This is a genomic window from Halomonas gemina (assembly GCF_023554995.1).
Classification (GTDB): domain Bacteria; phylum Pseudomonadota; class Gammaproteobacteria; order Pseudomonadales; family Halomonadaceae; genus Halomonas; species Halomonas gemina.
The window spans coordinates 324,243-342,546 of record NZ_JAMJPK010000005.1; the positions used below are offsets into that span (position 1 = coordinate 324,243).

Below are 18,304 nucleotides of genomic sequence, written 5' to 3' on the forward strand. Positions count from 1 at the left end.
GACCTCAACGCCTTGTCGGGAGACAACGCCAGATGGCCCTGATTGACGAGATCCGCCGTAAGAACCCCTCCCTCAATGACCGCAGCGACGACGAGATTAAGTCGATCCTGCGCCAGTCGCCCGAATTTCAGTATTTCAACGATGCCGAGTTCGACGCCTACGTCAGCGGTGAGCCCCAGCGCGAGCACTCCGAGGGCACCCCCGGCTTCACTGGCGGCCTGGCTGCCGGCATCGACCAGGTGCAGGGCATGGGCGGCGGCCTGCTGATGGCCGCCGGCGAGGCGATGGAATCCGAGGGCATCCTTAACGCCGGCCGCGACATCTACCAGCGCAACATGGATGAGGCCGCCGAGAACGACTTGGGCTTCGGCTTCACGGACATTCGCGGGCCGGGTGATGCCTGGAACTGGGCGCGCTACACCGCCGGCAACCTGCTGCCGATGATGGCCGCCTCCGTGGCTGGCGGCGGGGCCGGGGGGATCGTCGCCGGGCAGGGTGCCAAGATGCTCGCCGGAGCGGCCGCCAAACAGGCCGCCGTGCGCGGGGGCCAGGCACTGGGCGCCATGGCCGCCTCCACCGGCATGGAAACCGGCGCCATGATGGGCGAGACGGAAGACCTCGATGTCTCCCTGGCCCACGGCGTGCTGGCCGGCTCTTTGGATGCCATCACCCCGGTCCGCCTGCTGCGTCGCGCCGGCGCCCACAAGCTGGCCGACAAGGCCGCCGAGGAAATCAGCGAAGGCGTGATGCGCGACCTGCGCCGCCAGGCCGGACGCACCACCGGCCGGGCGATGCGCGGTGGCTCGCTGACCAACCTGATCGGTGAGGCCAGCACAGAGTTCTTGCAGGGGCTGATCAACCAGCACGCCAACTATTGGGTCGAGAACAACGGCGAGTCGCTGCTGGCCAACCCGGGCGACGTGGACATCACGGCGATGATCGATGAGGCCGCCGCCGGTGGCCTGATGGGTGGCCTCGCCGGCGCCCCGGCCGGGATCAGCGAGCGCAACCAGGCAAAGACCCAGGTCGCACGCATCGAGCAGGCCCGCGAGCAGACCGAGGCCCAGGGCGGCGATGCCCTGGACCAGACCATGGCCGGGCAGCAGGCCGAGCAGGGCGCCAAGGCCAACGCTGAGCCGGTGGATCCCCAGGTGGCGGCCCACGTAGGCAACCGCATCCAGCTGGCCATGGGTGAGCTGGACGACCTGCAGAACCTGGCCAAGGGTGCGAGCTACCAGGGCCAGGTCCGGCTGACCAACATCAAGCGCATGATCGACCGCGCCGAGCAGGCTGTTGAGGATGGCAACATCGCCCAGGCCGAACGCCTGGTCGGGCGTGCTGAAACCATCGCCGCCAACCTGCGCGGAGCCCTGTTTCGCGAGGGCAGCGCCGAGCGCCCCGCGCGCCGCGAGGGCGAGGTCGTGGACGGCGACGAGGGCCAGGCCCAGGACGGCGTGGCCGGGCTGATCGGTCAGGATGGGCGGCGCCTGCCACCGGGTGACCCCAGCACTATCTTTGCCGGCGGCCCGACCGCCGACCAGACCCAGTACGACCCCCAGGCGCGCAACGTGCGCCGCGACGAGGGGCTGGCGGCCCAGCGGCAAGGCAGCGAGCGGCTGCGCGAGCAAATCGCCGGACAACGTCCGCAGATTCCTGACCAAGGCATCGTCTACGGCCAGGGGCCGACCGCGCGCCGCGGCAACGCCAATACCGGGCTGGACCAGCCGGTGGCCGATCCGCGCTTCACCGACACCGGCGCGCGCGAGGAGGTCGAGGCCACTCGAGCCCGCCAGCAGCAGAGCGCTGAAGACGTCGCGCGTATCGCTCGCACCCGGGGCCGCGGTGAGACCGCCTACCTGCCCGACAACACCCCCATCCGCACCCGCTTCCGGGTGATGGATGCCGCCGAGTTGCGCCCCTCCAACACGCCCGACGGCCGCATCAATCCCGACTACCCCCAAGAGCTCCAGCCCCGCGACCGCACCAACGCCAACAGCCAGGTGCAGGTGCGCAACATCGCCGCACGCCTGAACCCCGAACGCCTGGGCTCCAGTCGAGACGCCGGTACCGGGGCGCCGATCATCGGCAATGATGGCGTGGTGGAGTCTGGCAATGGCCGCGCCATGGCCATCGCTCAGGCGTACCAACAGGGTGGCCCCCAGGCCCGCGCCTATCGTGACGCTGTGCGTCGCCAGGCCCAGGAGCAGGGCATCGATCCCGCGGCCCTGGATGAGATGGAGCGCCCGGTGCTGGTACGTGAGCGCGTGAGCAACATCGATCGGGCCGACTTTGCTCGCCGCGCCAACGAAAGCCAGGTGGCCGGCATGACCGCCTACGAGCAGGCTCAGGCGGATGCCGACAGCCTCACCGCCGACGACCTGCAGGCATGGGCACCGGACCAGTCTGGTGACCCGCTGGCGGCCAGCAACCGCAGCTTCCAGCGCGCCTTCGTCCAGCGCTTGGGCAACAACGAGGCCGCGCGCTATACCACCCGCGACGGTCAGGCCAGTCCCGAGCTTGGTCAGCGCATGCAGCGTGCCGTGTTCGCCAAGGCTTACCAGGACGCCGACATGGTGGAGATGGCCACCGAGCAGGGCGATCAGATGCGCAACCTGACCGCCGCGCTCCAGGTTGCCGCGCCGGACCTTGCCATCGCCCGCGAGACCGGCAGTCGGGAGGCGCTCGACGCCATCGGCAGCGTCAACGACGCTGCCCGGCTGGTGCGCCGCGCCCGCCAGGACGGTATCAGCGTGCGCGAGCTCACCCGACAAACCGATGCCTTCAGCGAACCGGTGCCTGAGACCACCGCGCTACTGGCCGTGGCCCTTCACACCAACCTGCGCAGCCGCCGGGCACTCACTGAGGCCATGCGCTACATTGGGCAGGCAGTCCGCACCCGGGCAGAGAGCGAGCGCAACGGCGCCCTCTTCGAGGACACCACCACCAACGAGGACGTCATCAATGCCGCGTTCCAAGCAGAAGATCCGTCTCAGCGTTCCGGACAACGATCACCTGAAGGGGCTGTTCAGCCAGGCACTCAGCGAGGCGAACGACAGCCTGCCGAAGGGCGACAAGCTGAAGCTTCCCCAGGGTCTCAAGCAGGGCAGCAAGCCGACGCGCTGAGGGGCGAGCCGCTCGACGACGAGTGGACCGCCTTCTCCGAGGCTTCCGGAACCCGCGGCATCCCGCGCGCCGAGATGCCGCAGATCAAGGCCGAGCACCGTGGCGCCCTGGCCAATTTCCTGTCAGCTCGAGGCATCGATAGCGCCGAGGCTACGGTGCCCGCGCTTTCCCTACGCCCGACCCAGCGAGAATTCTCCGAAGATCGTGTCCAGGCGGCCAAGGACCGCGAGGGCGGCGACCGTGCCATTCTCGTGTCCGCCGATGGCCATGTGGTGGACGGCCACCACCAGTGGCTGGCCAGGGCCGACCAGGGCGACGACGTCCGTGTCATCCAGCTGGATGCGCCTATCGAGGAGGTGCTCGATGCGGCGCGTGAGTTTCCCAGCAGCGAAGTCGATGACGACGCGCCTCTGCTCGCCACCTACGACGAGCAGGAACTGGCCGACCGCGACCAGTCTCAGCAGCAGGCCGAACAGGCCGAGGCCGACCGCCGCCGCCAGGAAGAGCAGCGCGCCAAGGCTGACACTGAGGCCGACGACTTCCGCCTTTCCGGGAGCGACCGCCAAGCCGATGTGATGGCGGCCGGCGGTCAGCAAGACCTGATGGGCGCTCAGCCGCAACGTGGCGATGACGCGAATACAACGCCCGGAGATGTCGAAGAATCCGCCGACAACCAACAGGATGCCAAGCTCCAGTACCGTGCCAACGGTGCGCCGTTTGCCACCGAACGCAGCGCCCTGGCCAGCGACGCCGCGCGCGGTGCGCGCCGTCAGGGGCGCCAGGTGGAAGCCGTGGCGGTAGCGGGCGGCTTCGCCCTGCGTGTGGAGCGCGAGGCCGACATGATCGGCCGTCAGCGCGACACCATCCTCCAGATGATGCGAGCCACGGGGCGCCGCTACCCGAACCGTTACTACACCGTCGCGGTGCAGCAGGGCAATGTCGGCCAGCAGTTCCGCGAGGCCTTCGGCAACGCCGGCAACTTCGCCGAGATCCGCGACCGCGCCGGACTGACCACCGACGACATGCGCGCTGCGTTTTCGAAGGGTCAGGCAGAGGCGCAAGATAGTGCTCAGAAACCGCGGTCCGACGCCGAGACTGAGCAGCAAGGTGCGCAAGCCGGCGCTGCAGAGAGTTCGCAGAATGACGCAGAAAGCCAGCCCCAGCCACGACAGGCGCGGCGTCGCTCCCGGGATCAGCAGGACGAGCGTATCGATGACTTCGGCGAGCGCATCGAAGGCGCCCGCAAGGACCAGGTCAACCAGGTGATGACAGGCCTCGATACCGAGGTCACGCAGTCCACCACCCTCTCCGAGGCCTTCCCGGCGCCCAACTACTCCAAGCTGGTGGAGGAGGGCGTCGATCCGCGCGCCGCGGCTTTTGTGGCGGTGATCCGCAACAGCATCCCGGCCAAGCCGCGCAAGTCGCTACGCCTGCGCATGTGGATGCGTGACGTGGAGCAGGCCCAGAGTCTGGCGCGCATGCTGCTAGACGGCTCGCGCACCTTCGATGACTTCCTGGCCGAGACGCAGACCCCGCGCGGCCGGCAGATGTACGAGAAGGTGGAGGGTGCGCTGCGAACCGCTGAGCTGATCGCCCCGCTGAAGCCCAGCCTCTACAGCAAGGCGGCCAAGTGGCGCGTGGATGCCGGCGCCGGCTACAGCCTGTACGACGGCCAGCAGATGGACCCCAACCAGACCGTCTATGTGCTGCGTGATGATCGCAATCGGCGCACCGGGGTGTGGTCCACCGATTTCGACGAGATCCGCGACAAGGCGGCCAACGTCATCACCAGTGCGGTGCAGAAGGACGACAGCAAGCCTAAGAGCCGCCAGACGCCGATCAACGCCTACCGCAACACCCGGACCGGCGAACGTTTCATTGCCTTCCAGGTGGGAAGCCGCAAGATCCGGCTGGTGGGTGGCTTCGAGTCCGCCTCCGCCGCGGCCGACTACATCACCGAGCACCGCGACCAGCTGCAGCAGCAGATCGACGCCATGCGCGCCGGCCCGCGCATGCGTAGCGACAGCAATGCGCCGCGAGAAGGCGTGGAGCTGCGCGAGGGCGACGTGACGCCGGACGACTTCCAGGCCGCCTTCGGCTTCCGCGGGGTGCAGTTCGGCAACTACGTCGAGGGGCAGCGCCGTCAGGCCGACCTCAACCGCGCCTATGACGCGCTGATGGACCTGGCCACCATGATGGGTGTGCCGCCCAAGGCGATGTCGCTGGATGGCACCCTGGGTCTGGCCTTCGGCGCCCGAGGCAAGGGAGGGCGCCGCTCGGCTGCCGCGCACTACGAGCCCGGCCAGGTGGTGATCAACCTGACCAAGAGCGCCGGTCCCGGCAGCCTGGCCCATGAATGGTTCCACGCCCTGGACAACTACATCCCCCATGAGCGCACCGGGCAGGCGACCTACCAGACGGACCTGACGACACAAGGCGCCGCCCGCGCCGAGCTGGCCGAGCGCTGGCGGGAGATGCGCCAGGCGCTCAAGGACAGCGGCTTCGAGGCGCGCTCCAAGGAGTTCGACGAGCCTCGCTCCAAGCCCTACTACGGCACGCCCATCGAGATGGCGGCCCGGGCCTTTGAGCGCTACACCAAGGACAAGCTCGACGCCCAGGGCATCCGCAACGACTACCTGGTCAACATCGCCTCCGACCCCGAGGGGCCTTACCCCAACGCGGATGAAGCCCCGGCGATCAACGCCGCCTTTGACCGCATGATGGGCACCCTGGAGCACCGCGAGACAGCGCGCGGCGTGGAGCTTTACTCGCTCAACCCGGACAGCGAAGCGCTGAAACCCGCCCCGCGCGCCGAGGACATCGCCTCCGCCCTGGAGGGGGTCGAGGAGCTGGCCGATGCCACGGTCATCCAGTCCGTCCGCGAACTGCCACCCCAGGCCTTGCTGGGCATGGCGATCCGTGGCGTGAACCCCGCCGACGTGCGCGGCATGTACATCGACGGCGAGCTCTACGTGATCGCCGACAACGCAGAGAGCGTGCAGGAGGGCGTGCGCACCGCCATCCACGAGGCCGTGGGTCACAAGGGCATGCGTGCTGTGCTGGGGAGTGACCTCGAGCGCGTGATGCTGTCGCTGTTCCGTGGCCTGCCCAACAGCAAGGAGGGCCGCCAGGCGCTCGCCGACGTGCGCCGCGACTATCCCTTCCTCGACCCGTCGAAGCGTGAGGACCGGATTACCATCGGCGAGGAGATGGTCGCCCACCTGCTGGAGAAGGGGCACCGGCCCAAGGCCTGGCAGCGTGCCGTGGCGAAGATCCGCGAGCTGCTGCGTCGGCTGTTTCCCTCCATCGGCTGGACCCACACCGACGCCCTGGCCCTGGGCGAGAAGAGCCGGGAGTACCTGCGCAAGCAGAAGGCCGAACGCCAGGGCGATACCGGCGAGCTCTACAGCCTGCGTGGCAAGGAGCGCGTCGCCTTCGAGAGCCAATTCGACGACTTCAGCGATGCCGACCGGGCCGCGGCCCTCAAGATTGGCCAGCCCACGATGTTCCGCAGCGCCTGGCAGTGGTGGAAGGAGAAGACTGACCGCTGGCAGACCAAGGTGCGCCAGGGCGTGGTCGATCAATACGGCTCGCTGCAGGAGCTCGACCGCGCGCTCTATGGCGACGAGGCATTGACGGAGCACATTACCCAGTCGGCCTGGGTCAAGGCGCGCATGTCGAAGTCTGCCAACGGCGTGACCGAGGTGTTGCTGAAGGACAGCCGCATCGAGTGGAACGAGAGGGAGCAGGTCTTCCAGCCCAAGGATGACGACAGCATGGGGCTGGGCGCCGTGCTCAACCAGCTGGGCGATAGCGCGGAGATCCACCGCTTCCTCGGCTGGATCGCCGGCAACCGTGCCGACAAGCTGCGCGCCGAAGGCCGCGAGAACCTGTTCGATGATGCCGACATCGACGCCATGAAGGCATGGGATCGTGGCAACCTGGAAGATGGCCGCAGCCGCCGCGACACCTACGATCGAGTGTTCAAGGAGTTCCAGCAGTACCGCGATGACGTGCTGGCCGCAGGCGAGGCGCTGGGCGTGATCAGCCCCGAGCAACGCGCAGCCTGGCGCGACGAGTTCTATGTTCCGTTCTACCGGCTCAGCGAGGAGAAGGGCTTCGAGGCCGGGCAGCTGGCCACCAGTGGGCTCTCACGCCAGCAGGCGGTGAAGAAGCTCAAGGGCGGCACCGCCAACCTGAACAACCTGCTCGAGAACACGATGATGAATTTCCACCACATCATCGATGCCGGCCTCAAGAATAACGCGGCCCGCCAGGCCATCGACAACGCCCAGCAGCTCGGTGTGACCCGCCGGGTTCCGGAGAGTGGCCGCAATACTGCCACCAGCACCTTCGTCATGGAGGGCGGCCAGAAGGTCTTCTACGAGGTGGATGACCCGATGGTCTATAACGCCATCACGGCGCTGGGCCACAACGGCATGAACAGCACCCTGATGAAGGCGCTGCGCGGCTTCAAACGGATATTCACCAACACGGTGACGGTGACGCCGCAGTACATCCTCGCCAACCTGATGCGCGACAGCATCCAGGCGCCGGCTACCAGCGACATCTCCAAGAACGTGCTGGGCAACATTTTGGTGGGTAGCGAGACGCTGCGCGACAAGAAGATGAAGGCGCGCATGCTGGCCTCGGGCGCCAACTTCAGCTTCGGTCACCTCTACGGCACCGGCAACAGCGACGAACTACGCTCTGGCATGACCCGCAACATGCGCGACGCGGGCCTGGCGCGCTCACCGGGCAGCACCATCATGCTGGGCGTAGGCAATGCCGCCTCCGTTATCCGCCAGGGCTGGGCGAAGTGGAACGATGTGAACAACCACTTCGAGAACGTCAACCGAGCCGCCATCTACCGCCAGGGTGCTACCGAGGGCAACCAGCTCCGCGCCTCTTTCGAGGCCCGCGACCTGATGGACTTCAGCTCTCACGGCGCATGGCCGGCGACTCGCGTATTGATCGATATCATCCCGTTCCTCAACGCCAGGATTCAGGGCCTCGACAAGATCTATCGCAGCGGCGTGAAGCCGGGCGGCAGCGTGATCATCGACGCCCTGCGCGGCAAGACACCCAACGCCACTGACAAGCAGCTGGCGGGGCGCTTCTGGGCGGTGACCGGGGCGGTCTCGCTGGCGATGCTTGCGCTCTATCTCGAGAATCACGACGAGGAGTGGTACGAGGAGCTCGAGGAGTGGGAGAAGGATACCTACACCCACTTCAACGTCGGCGACGCGCTGATCCGCATCCCCAACCCCTTCGAGGTGGGCGCCATAGGCACCATGATGGTCCGCACCGCCGAGCAGTTCATTGATGACGAGGCGACCGGCGAGCTGTTCGCCCAGCGCATGGGGCACATGATCACTCAGACGTTCGCTGTCGGCATGCCCCAGGCGATGCAGCCGGCTCTGGACGTGTATGCCAACAAGGACAGCTTCACCAATCGCCCCATCGAAAACATGGGCATGCAGAATCTGTCGCCTGAGCTCCGCAAGCGCTACAACACGACCGCCGTGGCCACCGGTATCAGCCAGGTGCTGAACAAGACCGTGGGCGCCATCGGCAATCCCGAGACGAACCCCCTGGCGCTCTCCCCGGTGCAGGTAGATCACCTGATCGGCGGCTACCTGGGGCAGGTGGGCGCCTGGGGGGCTGGCATGGCCGATACTGTGTGGCGCAGCGCCAACGGCCACGACGCCCCGTCACGCCGCTGGTATGAGTACAACCCACTGCGCCGTTTCTACCGAAACCTGGGCGACACCGACCCCTATACCAAGTACGGGACCGTATTCTACGAGGGATTGACGGAGACCCGGCGTGCCTACTCGGACGTGAAGGAGCTGCGCGAGCTCGGCCACTGGGAGGAGGCCAAGGAGCGTTTCGAGGAGACGCGCAACCTGCAGGCGCTGCGCCTGGGCCTCAACCGCGCCCAGCGTCAACTGTCGAAGTACAACAAGCAGATCGACATGATTCGGCGGTCAAACGTCGGCGGCGACCTGAAGCGTCAGAGGATCGATCGAATTCAGGAGAAGAAGCGCATCATCCAGCGCACCTGGGGGGAGCAACTGCAACGGGCGAAGGCTAGCGAGCGCTGAGGCCGATTAGCAGGATGGCGAAGAACAGCAGCGCCGGCACGTTGATCAGGATGGCAAGGGCCACGATGAACAGCGGGATGCCGGCGTAACTTACCAACAGCCACCCCCTGGCGTTCTGCCAGTGCGCCGGCATCACCGTCATGATCATGAGCCCGAAGATGGGCAGGGCGATCAGCACAGGGCCGATGTGGTCGAGAGTGAGATCCATGCTCCCATCGTAGCTGGGCGCTTAGGGGAGCGCGAGGGCCTAGCTATTTGGGAGATCGATATTCATTCGTTCTTCCCACTCATCTCTGGTTTCTGGCTCTGCCTTTAGCTCCTCCTCATGTTGATCGATAAGCTGTTTTACATCTTCGTTTCTTCTTTTGCTGATGATTTCTGCGGCCAGTTTATTTATGCTTTCTTCGACAGATTTTGAGAATGGCTCATTCAGGCTTCTTCCCATTGCTACTGATCTGTCGCGGTAAAAGTATATGCTCCCCAGCAAGTATGTTTCTCCTATAGATCTGCTTGAAGTGTCTCCAATGGCAACCTCTATTGATCCAAAGCAAACAGAAGATTCAGAGCGCTTTCCAAATGCCTCAATGTAAATGCTTGCTGAGTAAGGATAATTTTCTGAAAGCTCTTCAAGGTAAACGCTGACACCGCTCTGCTCCAGCGTGAGCCTGGCTTTTTGTTTTATAGCCTCCGCGTTAGTCCAGCATCCGCCCGTCACATCATCAAATACTTCAATAGAAGCGCTGTGTATCAGTCCAAGGCTTTCGTTAGAGTTGAGAAGATTTATTTGAGCATAGGCCGGGTTAGATAAAAACACAGCTATAGGGACTGACAGGGAAATCGCACCTATTACTCTAGTTGTTTTCTTATTAGAAAAAAACTTACCTTTCCCCATGCTGACTCCTTGCGTTGTATACCCTGCGAAATCAACTCTGATCCAGCTTCTCACCTTTCAGCGTCGGTGTTCAGTGCCACGGTACTTCACACCTTGTTGGGTGATGCCCATCTCTCTGCCTGGAGGAGAGGGCTGGCTAGCTGTCTTGCTGCTCTCTGGTCAGAAGCTTCTTGTATTCACCCATGGCCCGGTCGAACTCAGAGCGCAAACGCTCGAGATGCTCCCACGCCTCTATGAGGGGGTATTCACCCATCTTGTCGATCTCGAGACCGCCGCCGAAGCTCTCCTGCAGTCGCGCGACAATTTCCGCGTTCATGGAGCGGTGGTTTCCGGCTGCCGCCTCTTTGAGCTGAGCCTTCAGCTCCTCGGGCATCCTCAACGGATATGGTGTTGTCTGGTGCCTGTCGCTCATCCCGCCCCCTGAATCGTGGGGTAAGAATGTTCGTGGGCTCTAATTGAGTCAAAGAGTCTATTTGACATCCACTAATGTGGATGCCACAGTGATATCACTTCGACAAGGAGTGGCATCGACATGAGAAAGTACAGAACACAGATCCGCATACCCGGTGATCTAGCCGACTGGATCAAAGAAAGGGCATGCGAGGAGCACAGGTCGATGAACGCGCAGATCGTTCACTACCTGGAAACACAACGGCAACAGGAGCAGAAGAATGAAGAGGCAGGCACTAAGAAATGAAGAAGCCCCCGGTGCGGGAACACCAGGGGCCTCAGAAGCGGAGCAAACCACTAGCCAGAGGAAAGCTCACATGAACGATTCTAGCACCAGCACCGCTTCCGTGCATCCGGTCATCGCCGGCCACGAGATCACCACCGACGAGCGCGGCCGCTTCAACCTGAATGCTATCCACCGGGCAGGTGGGGGCGAAGGGCGGAAGCGTCCCTCGATGTGGATTCAGAACCAGCAAACCAAAGAGCTGATTCAGGAGCTTGAGGCCCAAAGCAGGAATTCCTGCTTTGGGAATGCTGATGGGCAGGGCCAAGACAAGAATCCTGGTCTTGCCCCTCTTAACACGATTCGCGGTGGCGCCTACGCCGGCACCTACGCCCACGAGCTGCTGGCGATCAGCTACGCTGGCTGGATCAGCCCCAAGTTCCAGCTGCAGGTGAATCAGGTCTTCCTCGACTACCGCATGGGTCGCCTTCAGCAGCTCGAGCAAAAACGCGAGGCCCTGCCAAGTCCGCTCACCCCGAGCCATCAGCGCACCCTGCAGCGCGCCATCGCCCGTCGCGCCCAAGCATTGCCGGAGCATGTCCGCCGCACCGCCTATTCGCGCATCTACTCGTATCTCAAGGACCGCTTCGAGGTGGCCAGCTACAAGGACATCGATGAAGGCCGCTTCACCGAGGCGCTGGGCGCCGTGGAGTCGGTGGCGCTTGACGGCGAGTATCTTCCGAAACCTGGCCCGACAGAGGGTGAAGGCGGGCTCCTCCTGTCAGCCGACGAGGCCTGCAACCTGCTGGCCTTGTGCACCCACGCCAAGTGGATGGCGCAACGCTGGCAGGACGAGCTGGGCCCCGCGCTGAATGCTCTGGGCAGTCGCCACGCCAGCGAATGCCACGAACACGTCCTGGCGGCGGGGCGGATCGCTCACTCCATGCAGCGCAAAGCGGGGGTGCTGCCGCCGGCCGCCTGATCACCTGTCGGCGATTTCCTACATAAATACGCCGCTTCCTTATCTACGATGGGAGCGTGACGCCGCCATGCGTGTCGCGGGAAGCGGCTCGCCGCCAGGGAGGGCAAGGCGTCACCCACACTACCAATCATCGCAGGAGAAACCATGAAGGCAATTCTGATCGCCATGGCGCTGATGCTCGGCGCCGGCATGGCACATGCAGCACCGCTCGCACCGGGCGCCGGCACCATCGTCAACAAGCATGGAGGCGGCACAGACGCCGCTGGCTGCCACACCAATCACAAGACAGGCGTTTATCACTGCCACTGATGTCGGTGAGCGTAGAGTGAGATGGGCCGTCCTTCGGGGCGGCCTTTTCACGTAGCCACCCCGGGCACACTAGGTCCTGGCGAAGATCAGCGGCCGGGCTTCACCGCATCAAGGAGCTTGTCCAGCAGCTGCTGGACTTCCTCGACTCCGCTTCTCCTGGCGAAGATCAGAAGGCCGAAGATCTGAAGGATGCCGATCACGATAGGGGCTGCCCAGTTGTCCATATTGCCGAGGATATGGGCATTCAGCAGTACCAGGCCGGCCAGCACGAACAGGAAGCGCTCCTCCTTGAGCTTGTCCTTGACGGCGTCGAGTTCCTTGTAAGCCTCTTCAGCTGCCATTGCGGACTTGCTGTAAGCATCGCCCTCTTCAGTGCCGTCGTCGCTACCGGCTTCCAGCTGGTCAAACTCGCTGTTCGGCTCGTTCGGCATCAGGGAACCTTTGCTTGTACTCGGCCACGACGTCTTCCTGGGGGATGTCGATACCTTTGGCCCCAGGGAAGTAGTTGCGATGCCACGCCCCGACAGGCTCATGCGTGATCTCGACGAGCCGGTAAGGATTCATGCGGGAGAGTCGCTCTACGGCATCCACGATGATCTGATGCTCTGGCGATCCCCAGGAGACATCAGGGACGCGATGGAACACGTTCTTAATCGGCCGATCCCCGAAGGCGGAGACATGCTGGTACACCACCGGGAGCACGGGGCCATAACCCCATGCCTCAAACGCTTCATCGCTCACTAGCGGCTCTCCATGTCTGCCGGTGTGCAGCATGTGGGCGATATAGAGGATCTTCTGAAGCTGTAGGTTGGTAAGCGTCCAGCCGGAAGTGCTGCATGCCAGCTTGGCAGCCTGCAACGCAGTGATGGCCATGACGCACCTCCTGTTCGCTGGTGGCTTACCTCAAAAGTGAGGGAGCTGGAGCGTAATTGCAAGGCGGCGCGTATGCAAACCAAAGTCGAGCCCTTTCGCGCGCAGACGACATCGCCGCCCTGTCACGCTACAATGCGCGCATCTCACTCGCGCGCCCGATAGGGGCAACTTGCCAGACCTGTACAGGGGCGCGTACATGAAGCGGATTTCAGCGAATGTCGAATACCGAAAAACCTAGCCAACTCAGCCACATACGGAATTTCTCGATCATCGCCCACATCGACCACGGCAAGTCGACCCTGGCCGATCGCCTGATCCAGACCTGCGGTGGGCTGACCGAGCGTGAGCTCAAGGAGCAGGTGCTCGACTCCATGGACCTCGAGCGCGAGCGTGGCATCACCATCAAGGCGCAGTCGGTGACGCTGGACTACCACGCTAAGGACGGTAACACCTACCAGCTGAACTTCATCGACACCCCCGGTCACGTGGACTTCTCCTACGAGGTGTCGCGTTCGCTGTATGCCTGTGAAGGGGCACTGCTGGTGGTCGATGCCGGCCAGGGCGTCGAGGCCCAGTCGGTGGCCAACTGCTATACCGCCATCGAGCAGGGGCTCGAGGTGCTGCCGGTGCTCAACAAGATGGACCTGCCCCAGGCCGACCCGGACAAGGTCTCCCACGAGATCGAGGAGATCATCGGCCTGGATGCCACCGACGCCTGCCAGGTCTCGGCCAAGAGCGGGCTGGGGATCGACGCGCTGCTCGAGCGCCTGGTGCGCGACATCCCGCCCCCCAAGGGGGACCCCGAGGCACCGCTGCAGGCGCTGATCATCGACTCCTGGTTCGACAACTACCTGGGCGTGGTCTCGCTGGTGCGGCTCTTCGACGGCACCCTGAAGAAGGGTGAGAAGATCCGCATCAAGTCCACCGGGCGCGACTGGCAGACCAACGAGGTGGGGATCTTCACCCCGCTGCGCCACGAGACCGGCATCCTGCGTGCCGGCGAGGTGGGCTTCATCGTGGCCGGGATCAAGGAGATCCACGGCGCGCCGGTGGGCGATACCATCACCCATACCAGGACGCCGGATGTCGCCCGCCTGCCCGGCTTCCAGAAGGTCAAGCCGCAGGTCTATGCCGGCATGTTCCCGGTCAGTGCCGACGACTACGAGGACTTCCGCGACGCCCTCGAGAAGCTGGCGCTCAACGATGCCTCGCTGGATTACGAGCCGGAGAATTCCGATGCCCTGGGCTTCGGCTTCCGGGTCGGTTTCCTCGGCACCCTGCACATGGAGATCGTCCAGGAACGCCTCGAGCGCGAGTATGGCCTGGACCTGCTCACCACGGCGCCCACCGTGGTCTACGAGCTGCTGCTCAAGAATGACGAGGTCATCTACGTCGCCAACCCCTCCAAGCTGCCCGACATGGCCGACGTGGAGGAGATGCGTGAGCCCATCGTACGCGCCAGCATCCTGGTGCCCCAAGACTTCGTCGGCAACGTCATCACCGAGTGCGAGCAGCGCCGCGGCACCCAGCTCGACATGCAGTTCCTGGGCAGCCAGATCCAGCTCACCTATGAGCTGCCGATGAGCGAGGTGGTGATGGACTTCTTCGACCGCCTGAAGTCCATCTCCAAGGGCTATGCGTCCCTCGAGTACAACTTCGAGCGCTTCCAGGCGGCCAAGCTGGTGCGCCTGGACGTGCTGATCAACGGCGACAAGGTCGATGCCCTGGCGGTGATCATCCATCGCGACCATGCCCACAGTCGCGGCCGCCTGCTGGTCGAGAAGATGAAGGAGCTGATCCCGCGTCAGATGTTCGACGTGGCGATCCAGGCCGCTATCGGCGGCCAGGTGGTGGCGCGCTCCACCGTCAAGGCGCTGCGCAAGAACGTCACCGCCAAGTGCTACGGCGGCGACGTCAGCCGCAAGAAGAAGTTGCTCGAGAAGCAGAAGGCGGGCAAGAAACGCATGAAGCAGGTTGGCCGGGTGGAGATTCCCCAGGACGCCTTCCTTGCCGTGCTCAGGGTCAACGACTAGGGACTAACAACCGCATGGACTTCTCTCTGATGCTGGTGGCGGCGGTGGCCGTCAGCGGCGTGATCTGGCTGCTCGACCTGCTCTGGTGGCGCCCTGCCCGTCAGCAGCGACTGGCCACGGCCGAGGCCGGCACCACCGAGGGGCTCGGCGAACGGGCCCGCGAGAAGGCGCTCAAGGAGCCCTGGCCGGTGGACTACGCCCGCTCCTTCTTCCCGGTGCTGCTGGTGGTGCTGGTGCTGCGCAGCTTCGTGGTCGAACCCTTCCAGATCCCGTCCGGCTCGATGCGCCCGACCCTGGAGGTCGGTGACTTCATCCTGGTCAACAAGTTCGCCTACGGCCTGCGCCTGCCGGTGGTGCATACCGAGATCGTCGACCTGGGCGAGCCCGAGCGGGGCGACGTCATGGTGTTCCGCTTCCCCGACGAGCCGGCGGTGAACTTCATCAAGCGGGTGGTGGGCCTGCCGGGTGACCGCATCCGTTACGAGGACAAGCAGCTCTTCGTCAACGGCGAGGCGGTACCCAAGCGGCTGCTCGAGGCCGGTCCTGTGGCGGCGCCCACCGAGCTGCTGCTGGCCGAGCAGCTGGGCGAGCTGGAGCACCGTATCTACAATAATCCTCGGGACCCCGGTCCCCAGGTGCGCGAGCTGGTGGTGCCCGAGGGGCACTACTTCACCATGGGCGACAACCGTGACCACTCCAACGACAGCCGCTACTGGGGCTTCGTTCCGGAGACGAACGTCGTGGGCCGTGCCTTCGCTGTCTGGATGCACTGGGACGGTGGACTGCCGAGCTTCACCAGCGTGCGCCGTATCCACTAGGGCGCCCCCCTGTCGCCCCTCGGGCCCGGCGGCTTGTGTGGGTCGCCGGCGCCCAGGACACCATTACCCACGTCCTCATCGAATAGTCAGGAGCTCCGTGAGCAACTCCCTCAACGCCTTCAGCCGCCGCATCGGCCATACGTTCGCCGACCCCGGTCTGCTCGAGCTGGCCATGACCCATCGCAGCTACGGCGGCCAGAACAACGAACGCCTCGAGTTTCTCGGTGATTCCATCGTCAACTTCATCATCGCCGAGGCGCTCTTCCAGCGCTTTCCCCAGGCCCGGGAAGGGCAGCTGTCGCGGCTGCGTGCGCGCCTGGTCAAGGGCCAGACGCTGGCCGAGCTGGCCCGGGAGATGGCCTTCGGCGAATGCCTGCGGCTGGGCTCCGGCGAGATGAAGAGCGGTGGCCATCGCCGGGAGTCGATCCTCGCCGATGCCGTCGAGGCGGTACTCGGCGCGATCTACCTGGATGCCGGCATGGAGGTCGCCCGGGCCCGGGTGCTCTCCTGGTATGCCGAGCGGCTGGAAGCCATCAGCCTCGATGATACCCAGAAAGACCCCAAGACCCGACTGCAGGAGTTCCTGCAGTCACGCCAGGTGCCCTTGCCGCGCTACGAGGTGACCTCGGTGGAGGGCGAGGCCCATGCCCAGACCTTCACCGTCGAGTGCCATGTCGAGGTGCTCGAGAAGCATACCCTGGGCGTCGGCTCGAGCCGACGCCATGCCGAGCAGCAGGCCGCCGCCCAGGCGTTGTCGCGGCTCGAGCCGGTCAAGTCCAACAGCACGGGAGGCCGCCCATGACCACCACCTGCGGTTTCGTGGCCATCGTCGGCCGCCCCAATGTCGGCAAGTCGACACTGATGAACCGGATCCTCGGCCAGAAGGTCTCGATCACCTCGCGGCGTCCCCAGACCACCCGCCACCAGGTGATGGGCATCAAGACCGAGGGGGAGGCCCAGTTCATCTACGTCGACACCCCCGGCATCCACATCATGGCCAAGGATCGCAACAAGGCGATCAACCGCTTCATGAACCAGGCCGCGGTGCAGGCCCTGCGCGACGTGGACTGCGTGGTCTTCATCATCGACCGGACCCGCTGGAGCGACGAGGACCAGGTGGTGCTGCAGCGCCTCGAGCACGTCGAGGCGCCGGTGATCCTGGCCGTCAACAAGGTCGACCGCCTGCAGGACAAGGCCAGCCTGCTGCCCTGGCTGGAGCAGGTCGGCGCGCGCCGCGACTTCGCCGCCATCGTGCCGATCTCCGCCAAGCACGGCACCAACGTCCCGGAGCTCGAGGCCGAGGTCGCCAAGCACCTGCCGGAGAGCGTTCACTACTTCCCGGAGGACCAGATCACCGACAAGAGCCAGCGCTTCCTGGCCGCGGAACTGGTCCGCGAGAAGGTGATGCGCCAGCTCGGCGACGAGCTGCCCTACCAGATGACCGTGGAGATCGAGGAGTTCCGCGATGAGGGGCGAGTGGTGCATATCAGCGCCCTGATCCTCGTCGAACGGGCCGGACAGAAGAAGATCCTGATCGGCGAGAACGGCGAGCGTATCAAGAACATCGGCCGCGAGGCGCGCCTCGACATGGAGCGGGCCCTGGGGGCCAAGGTGATGCTCAACCTCTGGGTCAAGGTCAAGCGTGGCTGGTCCGACGACGAGCGGGCGCTCAAGAGCCTGGGCTACGACCTGGACTAGATGCAGCCCGAACCCGCCTTCCTCCTGCACAAGCGGCCCTATCGCGAGACCAGTGCCCTGGTGGAACTGCTGACCCTGCACCACGGGCGCGTCAGGGCCGTGGCCCAGGGCGTCCAGCGCCCCGGGTCGCGTTCGCGAGGCCGGCTGCAGCCCTTCGCCCCGCTGCACGTTACCTGGGTCGGCGAGGGCGAGCTCAAGCGCCTGCGGCTGATGGAGGGGCGCGGCAGTGCGGCCCTGCTCGCCGGCGAGGGGCTGCTCTGTGGCCTCTATGCCAACGAGCTGCTGGCGCGGGTGCTGCCGGTGGAGCTGCCGGTTGCCGAGGTCTTCGCCTTCTACACTGCCATGCTCGAGGTGCTGCCGCGTCCCGAGGGGCGCGCCGGGGCGCTGCGTCGGCTCGAGGTGGCGGCACTCGAGGCGCTGGACGCCTGGCCACGCTTCACCGATCCCGAGGGGGGCGAGCTCGACCCCCAGCGTTGCTATGTCCTCGATCCGGCCTCACGGGCCTTCGTGGCCGGCGAGGGGGGCATCGACGGACGGACCCTGCGCCTGCTGGCTCGCGGCGGCTGGGCCGAGCCCGGGCTGGCTGGCCCCGCCAAGGCGGTCACCCGGGCGGCGCTGGCGCCGCTGCTCGGCAGCCGTCCGCTTCGCTCCCGCGAGCTGATGCGACAGCTTGCCCAGCGCCGTCGCAACCAGGAGGAAGCCAGGCAGCAGCCGTGAGAGCCTTGACTTGCAGCTTGGCCGCTTGGCCGCTTGGCCCTTACCCTTCTTCCTTGATCCCTGATTTCTTGATTACTTG

General features: G+C 65.0%; 14 protein-coding genes. 9 read left to right on the forward strand and 5 right to left on the reverse strand.

Annotated elements, in window-relative coordinates; translation table 11 throughout:
* Window positions 1-32 precede the first annotated feature (32 nt).
* A complete protein-coding gene (locus M8009_RS13135; protein ID WP_250061832.1) occupies window positions 33-9,230 on the forward strand; it encodes an LPD38 domain-containing protein in 9,198 nt (3,065 codons plus the stop codon).
* Here the strand turns inward: M8009_RS13135 and M8009_RS13140 are convergent.
* The 3 genes from M8009_RS13140 to M8009_RS13150 form a co-directional block, all read right to left on the reverse strand.
* Window positions 9,217-9,438 carry a hypothetical protein gene (locus M8009_RS13140; RefSeq protein WP_250061834.1) on the reverse strand — a complete coding sequence of 74 codons (222 nt, stop codon included), beginning with the start codon at window positions 9,436-9,438 and terminating at the stop codon, window positions 9,217-9,219. The two genes, M8009_RS13135 and M8009_RS13140, sit on opposite strands and share 14 nt — an antisense overlap.
* A gap of 39 nt (window positions 9,439-9,477) precedes the next feature.
* Complete coding sequence (locus tag M8009_RS13145) at window positions 9,478-10,122, reverse strand: hypothetical protein (protein WP_250061836.1); 645 nt, start codon at window positions 10,120-10,122, stop codon at window positions 9,478-9,480.
* Window positions 10,123-10,258: 136 nt separating this feature from the next.
* The gene (locus M8009_RS13150) at window positions 10,259-10,534 is read right to left on the reverse strand and encodes an Arc family DNA-binding protein (protein ID WP_250061838.1); all 276 of its coding nucleotides are present in this window, start codon (window positions 10,532-10,534) and stop codon (window positions 10,259-10,261) included.
* Window positions 10,535-10,654: 120 nt separating this feature from the next.
* Between M8009_RS13150 and M8009_RS13155 the strand changes: the two genes are divergently transcribed.
* From M8009_RS13155 to M8009_RS13165, 3 genes are all read left to right on the forward strand, one after another.
* A complete protein-coding gene (locus M8009_RS13155) occupies window positions 10,655-10,819 on the forward strand; it encodes an Arc family DNA-binding protein (protein ID WP_250061840.1) in 165 nt (54 codons plus the stop codon).
* Between the two features lie 70 nt (window positions 10,820-10,889).
* Complete coding sequence (locus M8009_RS13160) at window positions 10,890-11,777, forward strand: KilA-N domain-containing protein (protein WP_250061842.1); 888 nt, start codon at window positions 10,890-10,892, stop codon at window positions 11,775-11,777.
* Between the two features lie 144 nt (window positions 11,778-11,921).
* Window positions 11,922-12,086 (forward strand): YHYH domain-containing protein, encoded by a 165-nt coding sequence (locus tag M8009_RS13165; RefSeq protein ID WP_250061844.1) that lies wholly within the window; start codon window positions 11,922-11,924, stop codon window positions 12,084-12,086.
* An 86-nt stretch (window positions 12,087-12,172) separates the two neighbouring features.
* On the opposite strand, the gene M8009_RS13170 is transcribed toward M8009_RS13165, so the two are convergent.
* Both M8009_RS13170 and M8009_RS13175 read right to left on the reverse strand, forming a co-directional pair.
* Window positions 12,173-12,517: a hypothetical protein gene (locus M8009_RS13170; RefSeq protein ID WP_250061845.1), complete on the reverse strand. Its 345-nt coding sequence runs from the start codon at window positions 12,515-12,517 to the stop codon at window positions 12,173-12,175.
* The gene (locus M8009_RS13175; protein ID WP_250061847.1) at window positions 12,489-12,959 is read right to left on the reverse strand and encodes a Panacea domain-containing protein; all 471 of its coding nucleotides are present in this window, start codon (window positions 12,957-12,959) and stop codon (window positions 12,489-12,491) included. Before M8009_RS13175 ends, M8009_RS13170 begins: the two co-directional genes overlap by 29 nt.
* Window positions 12,960-13,174: 215 nt before the next feature.
* Here M8009_RS13175 and lepA point away from each other — a divergent pair, with 215 nt between their 5' ends.
* From lepA to recO, 5 genes are all read left to right on the forward strand, one after another.
* Window positions 13,175-14,992 (forward strand): translation elongation factor 4, encoded by a 1,818-nt coding sequence (gene lepA, locus M8009_RS13180; RefSeq protein ID WP_250061849.1) that lies wholly within the window; start codon window positions 13,175-13,177, stop codon window positions 14,990-14,992.
* A gap of 14 nt (window positions 14,993-15,006) precedes the next feature.
* Complete coding sequence (gene lepB, locus M8009_RS13185) at window positions 15,007-15,810, forward strand: signal peptidase I (protein WP_250061851.1); 804 nt, start codon at window positions 15,007-15,009, stop codon at window positions 15,808-15,810.
* Between the two features lie 97 nt (window positions 15,811-15,907).
* Window positions 15,908-16,612: a ribonuclease III gene (rnc, locus tag M8009_RS13190; RefSeq protein WP_250061853.1), complete on the forward strand. Its 705-nt coding sequence runs from the start codon at window positions 15,908-15,910 to the stop codon at window positions 16,610-16,612.
* Window positions 16,609-17,508, forward strand: a complete 900-nt coding sequence (gene era / locus M8009_RS13195) for a GTPase Era (protein WP_250061855.1) — start codon at window positions 16,609-16,611, stop codon at window positions 17,506-17,508. The genes rnc and era overlap by 4 nt, the downstream gene beginning before the upstream one ends.
* Entirely contained in the window at window positions 17,509-18,225 is a 717-nt protein-coding gene (gene recO, locus M8009_RS13200; protein WP_250061857.1) for a DNA repair protein RecO, read from the forward strand. It abuts the gene before it with no gap.
* Window positions 18,226-18,304 lie beyond the last annotated feature (79 nt).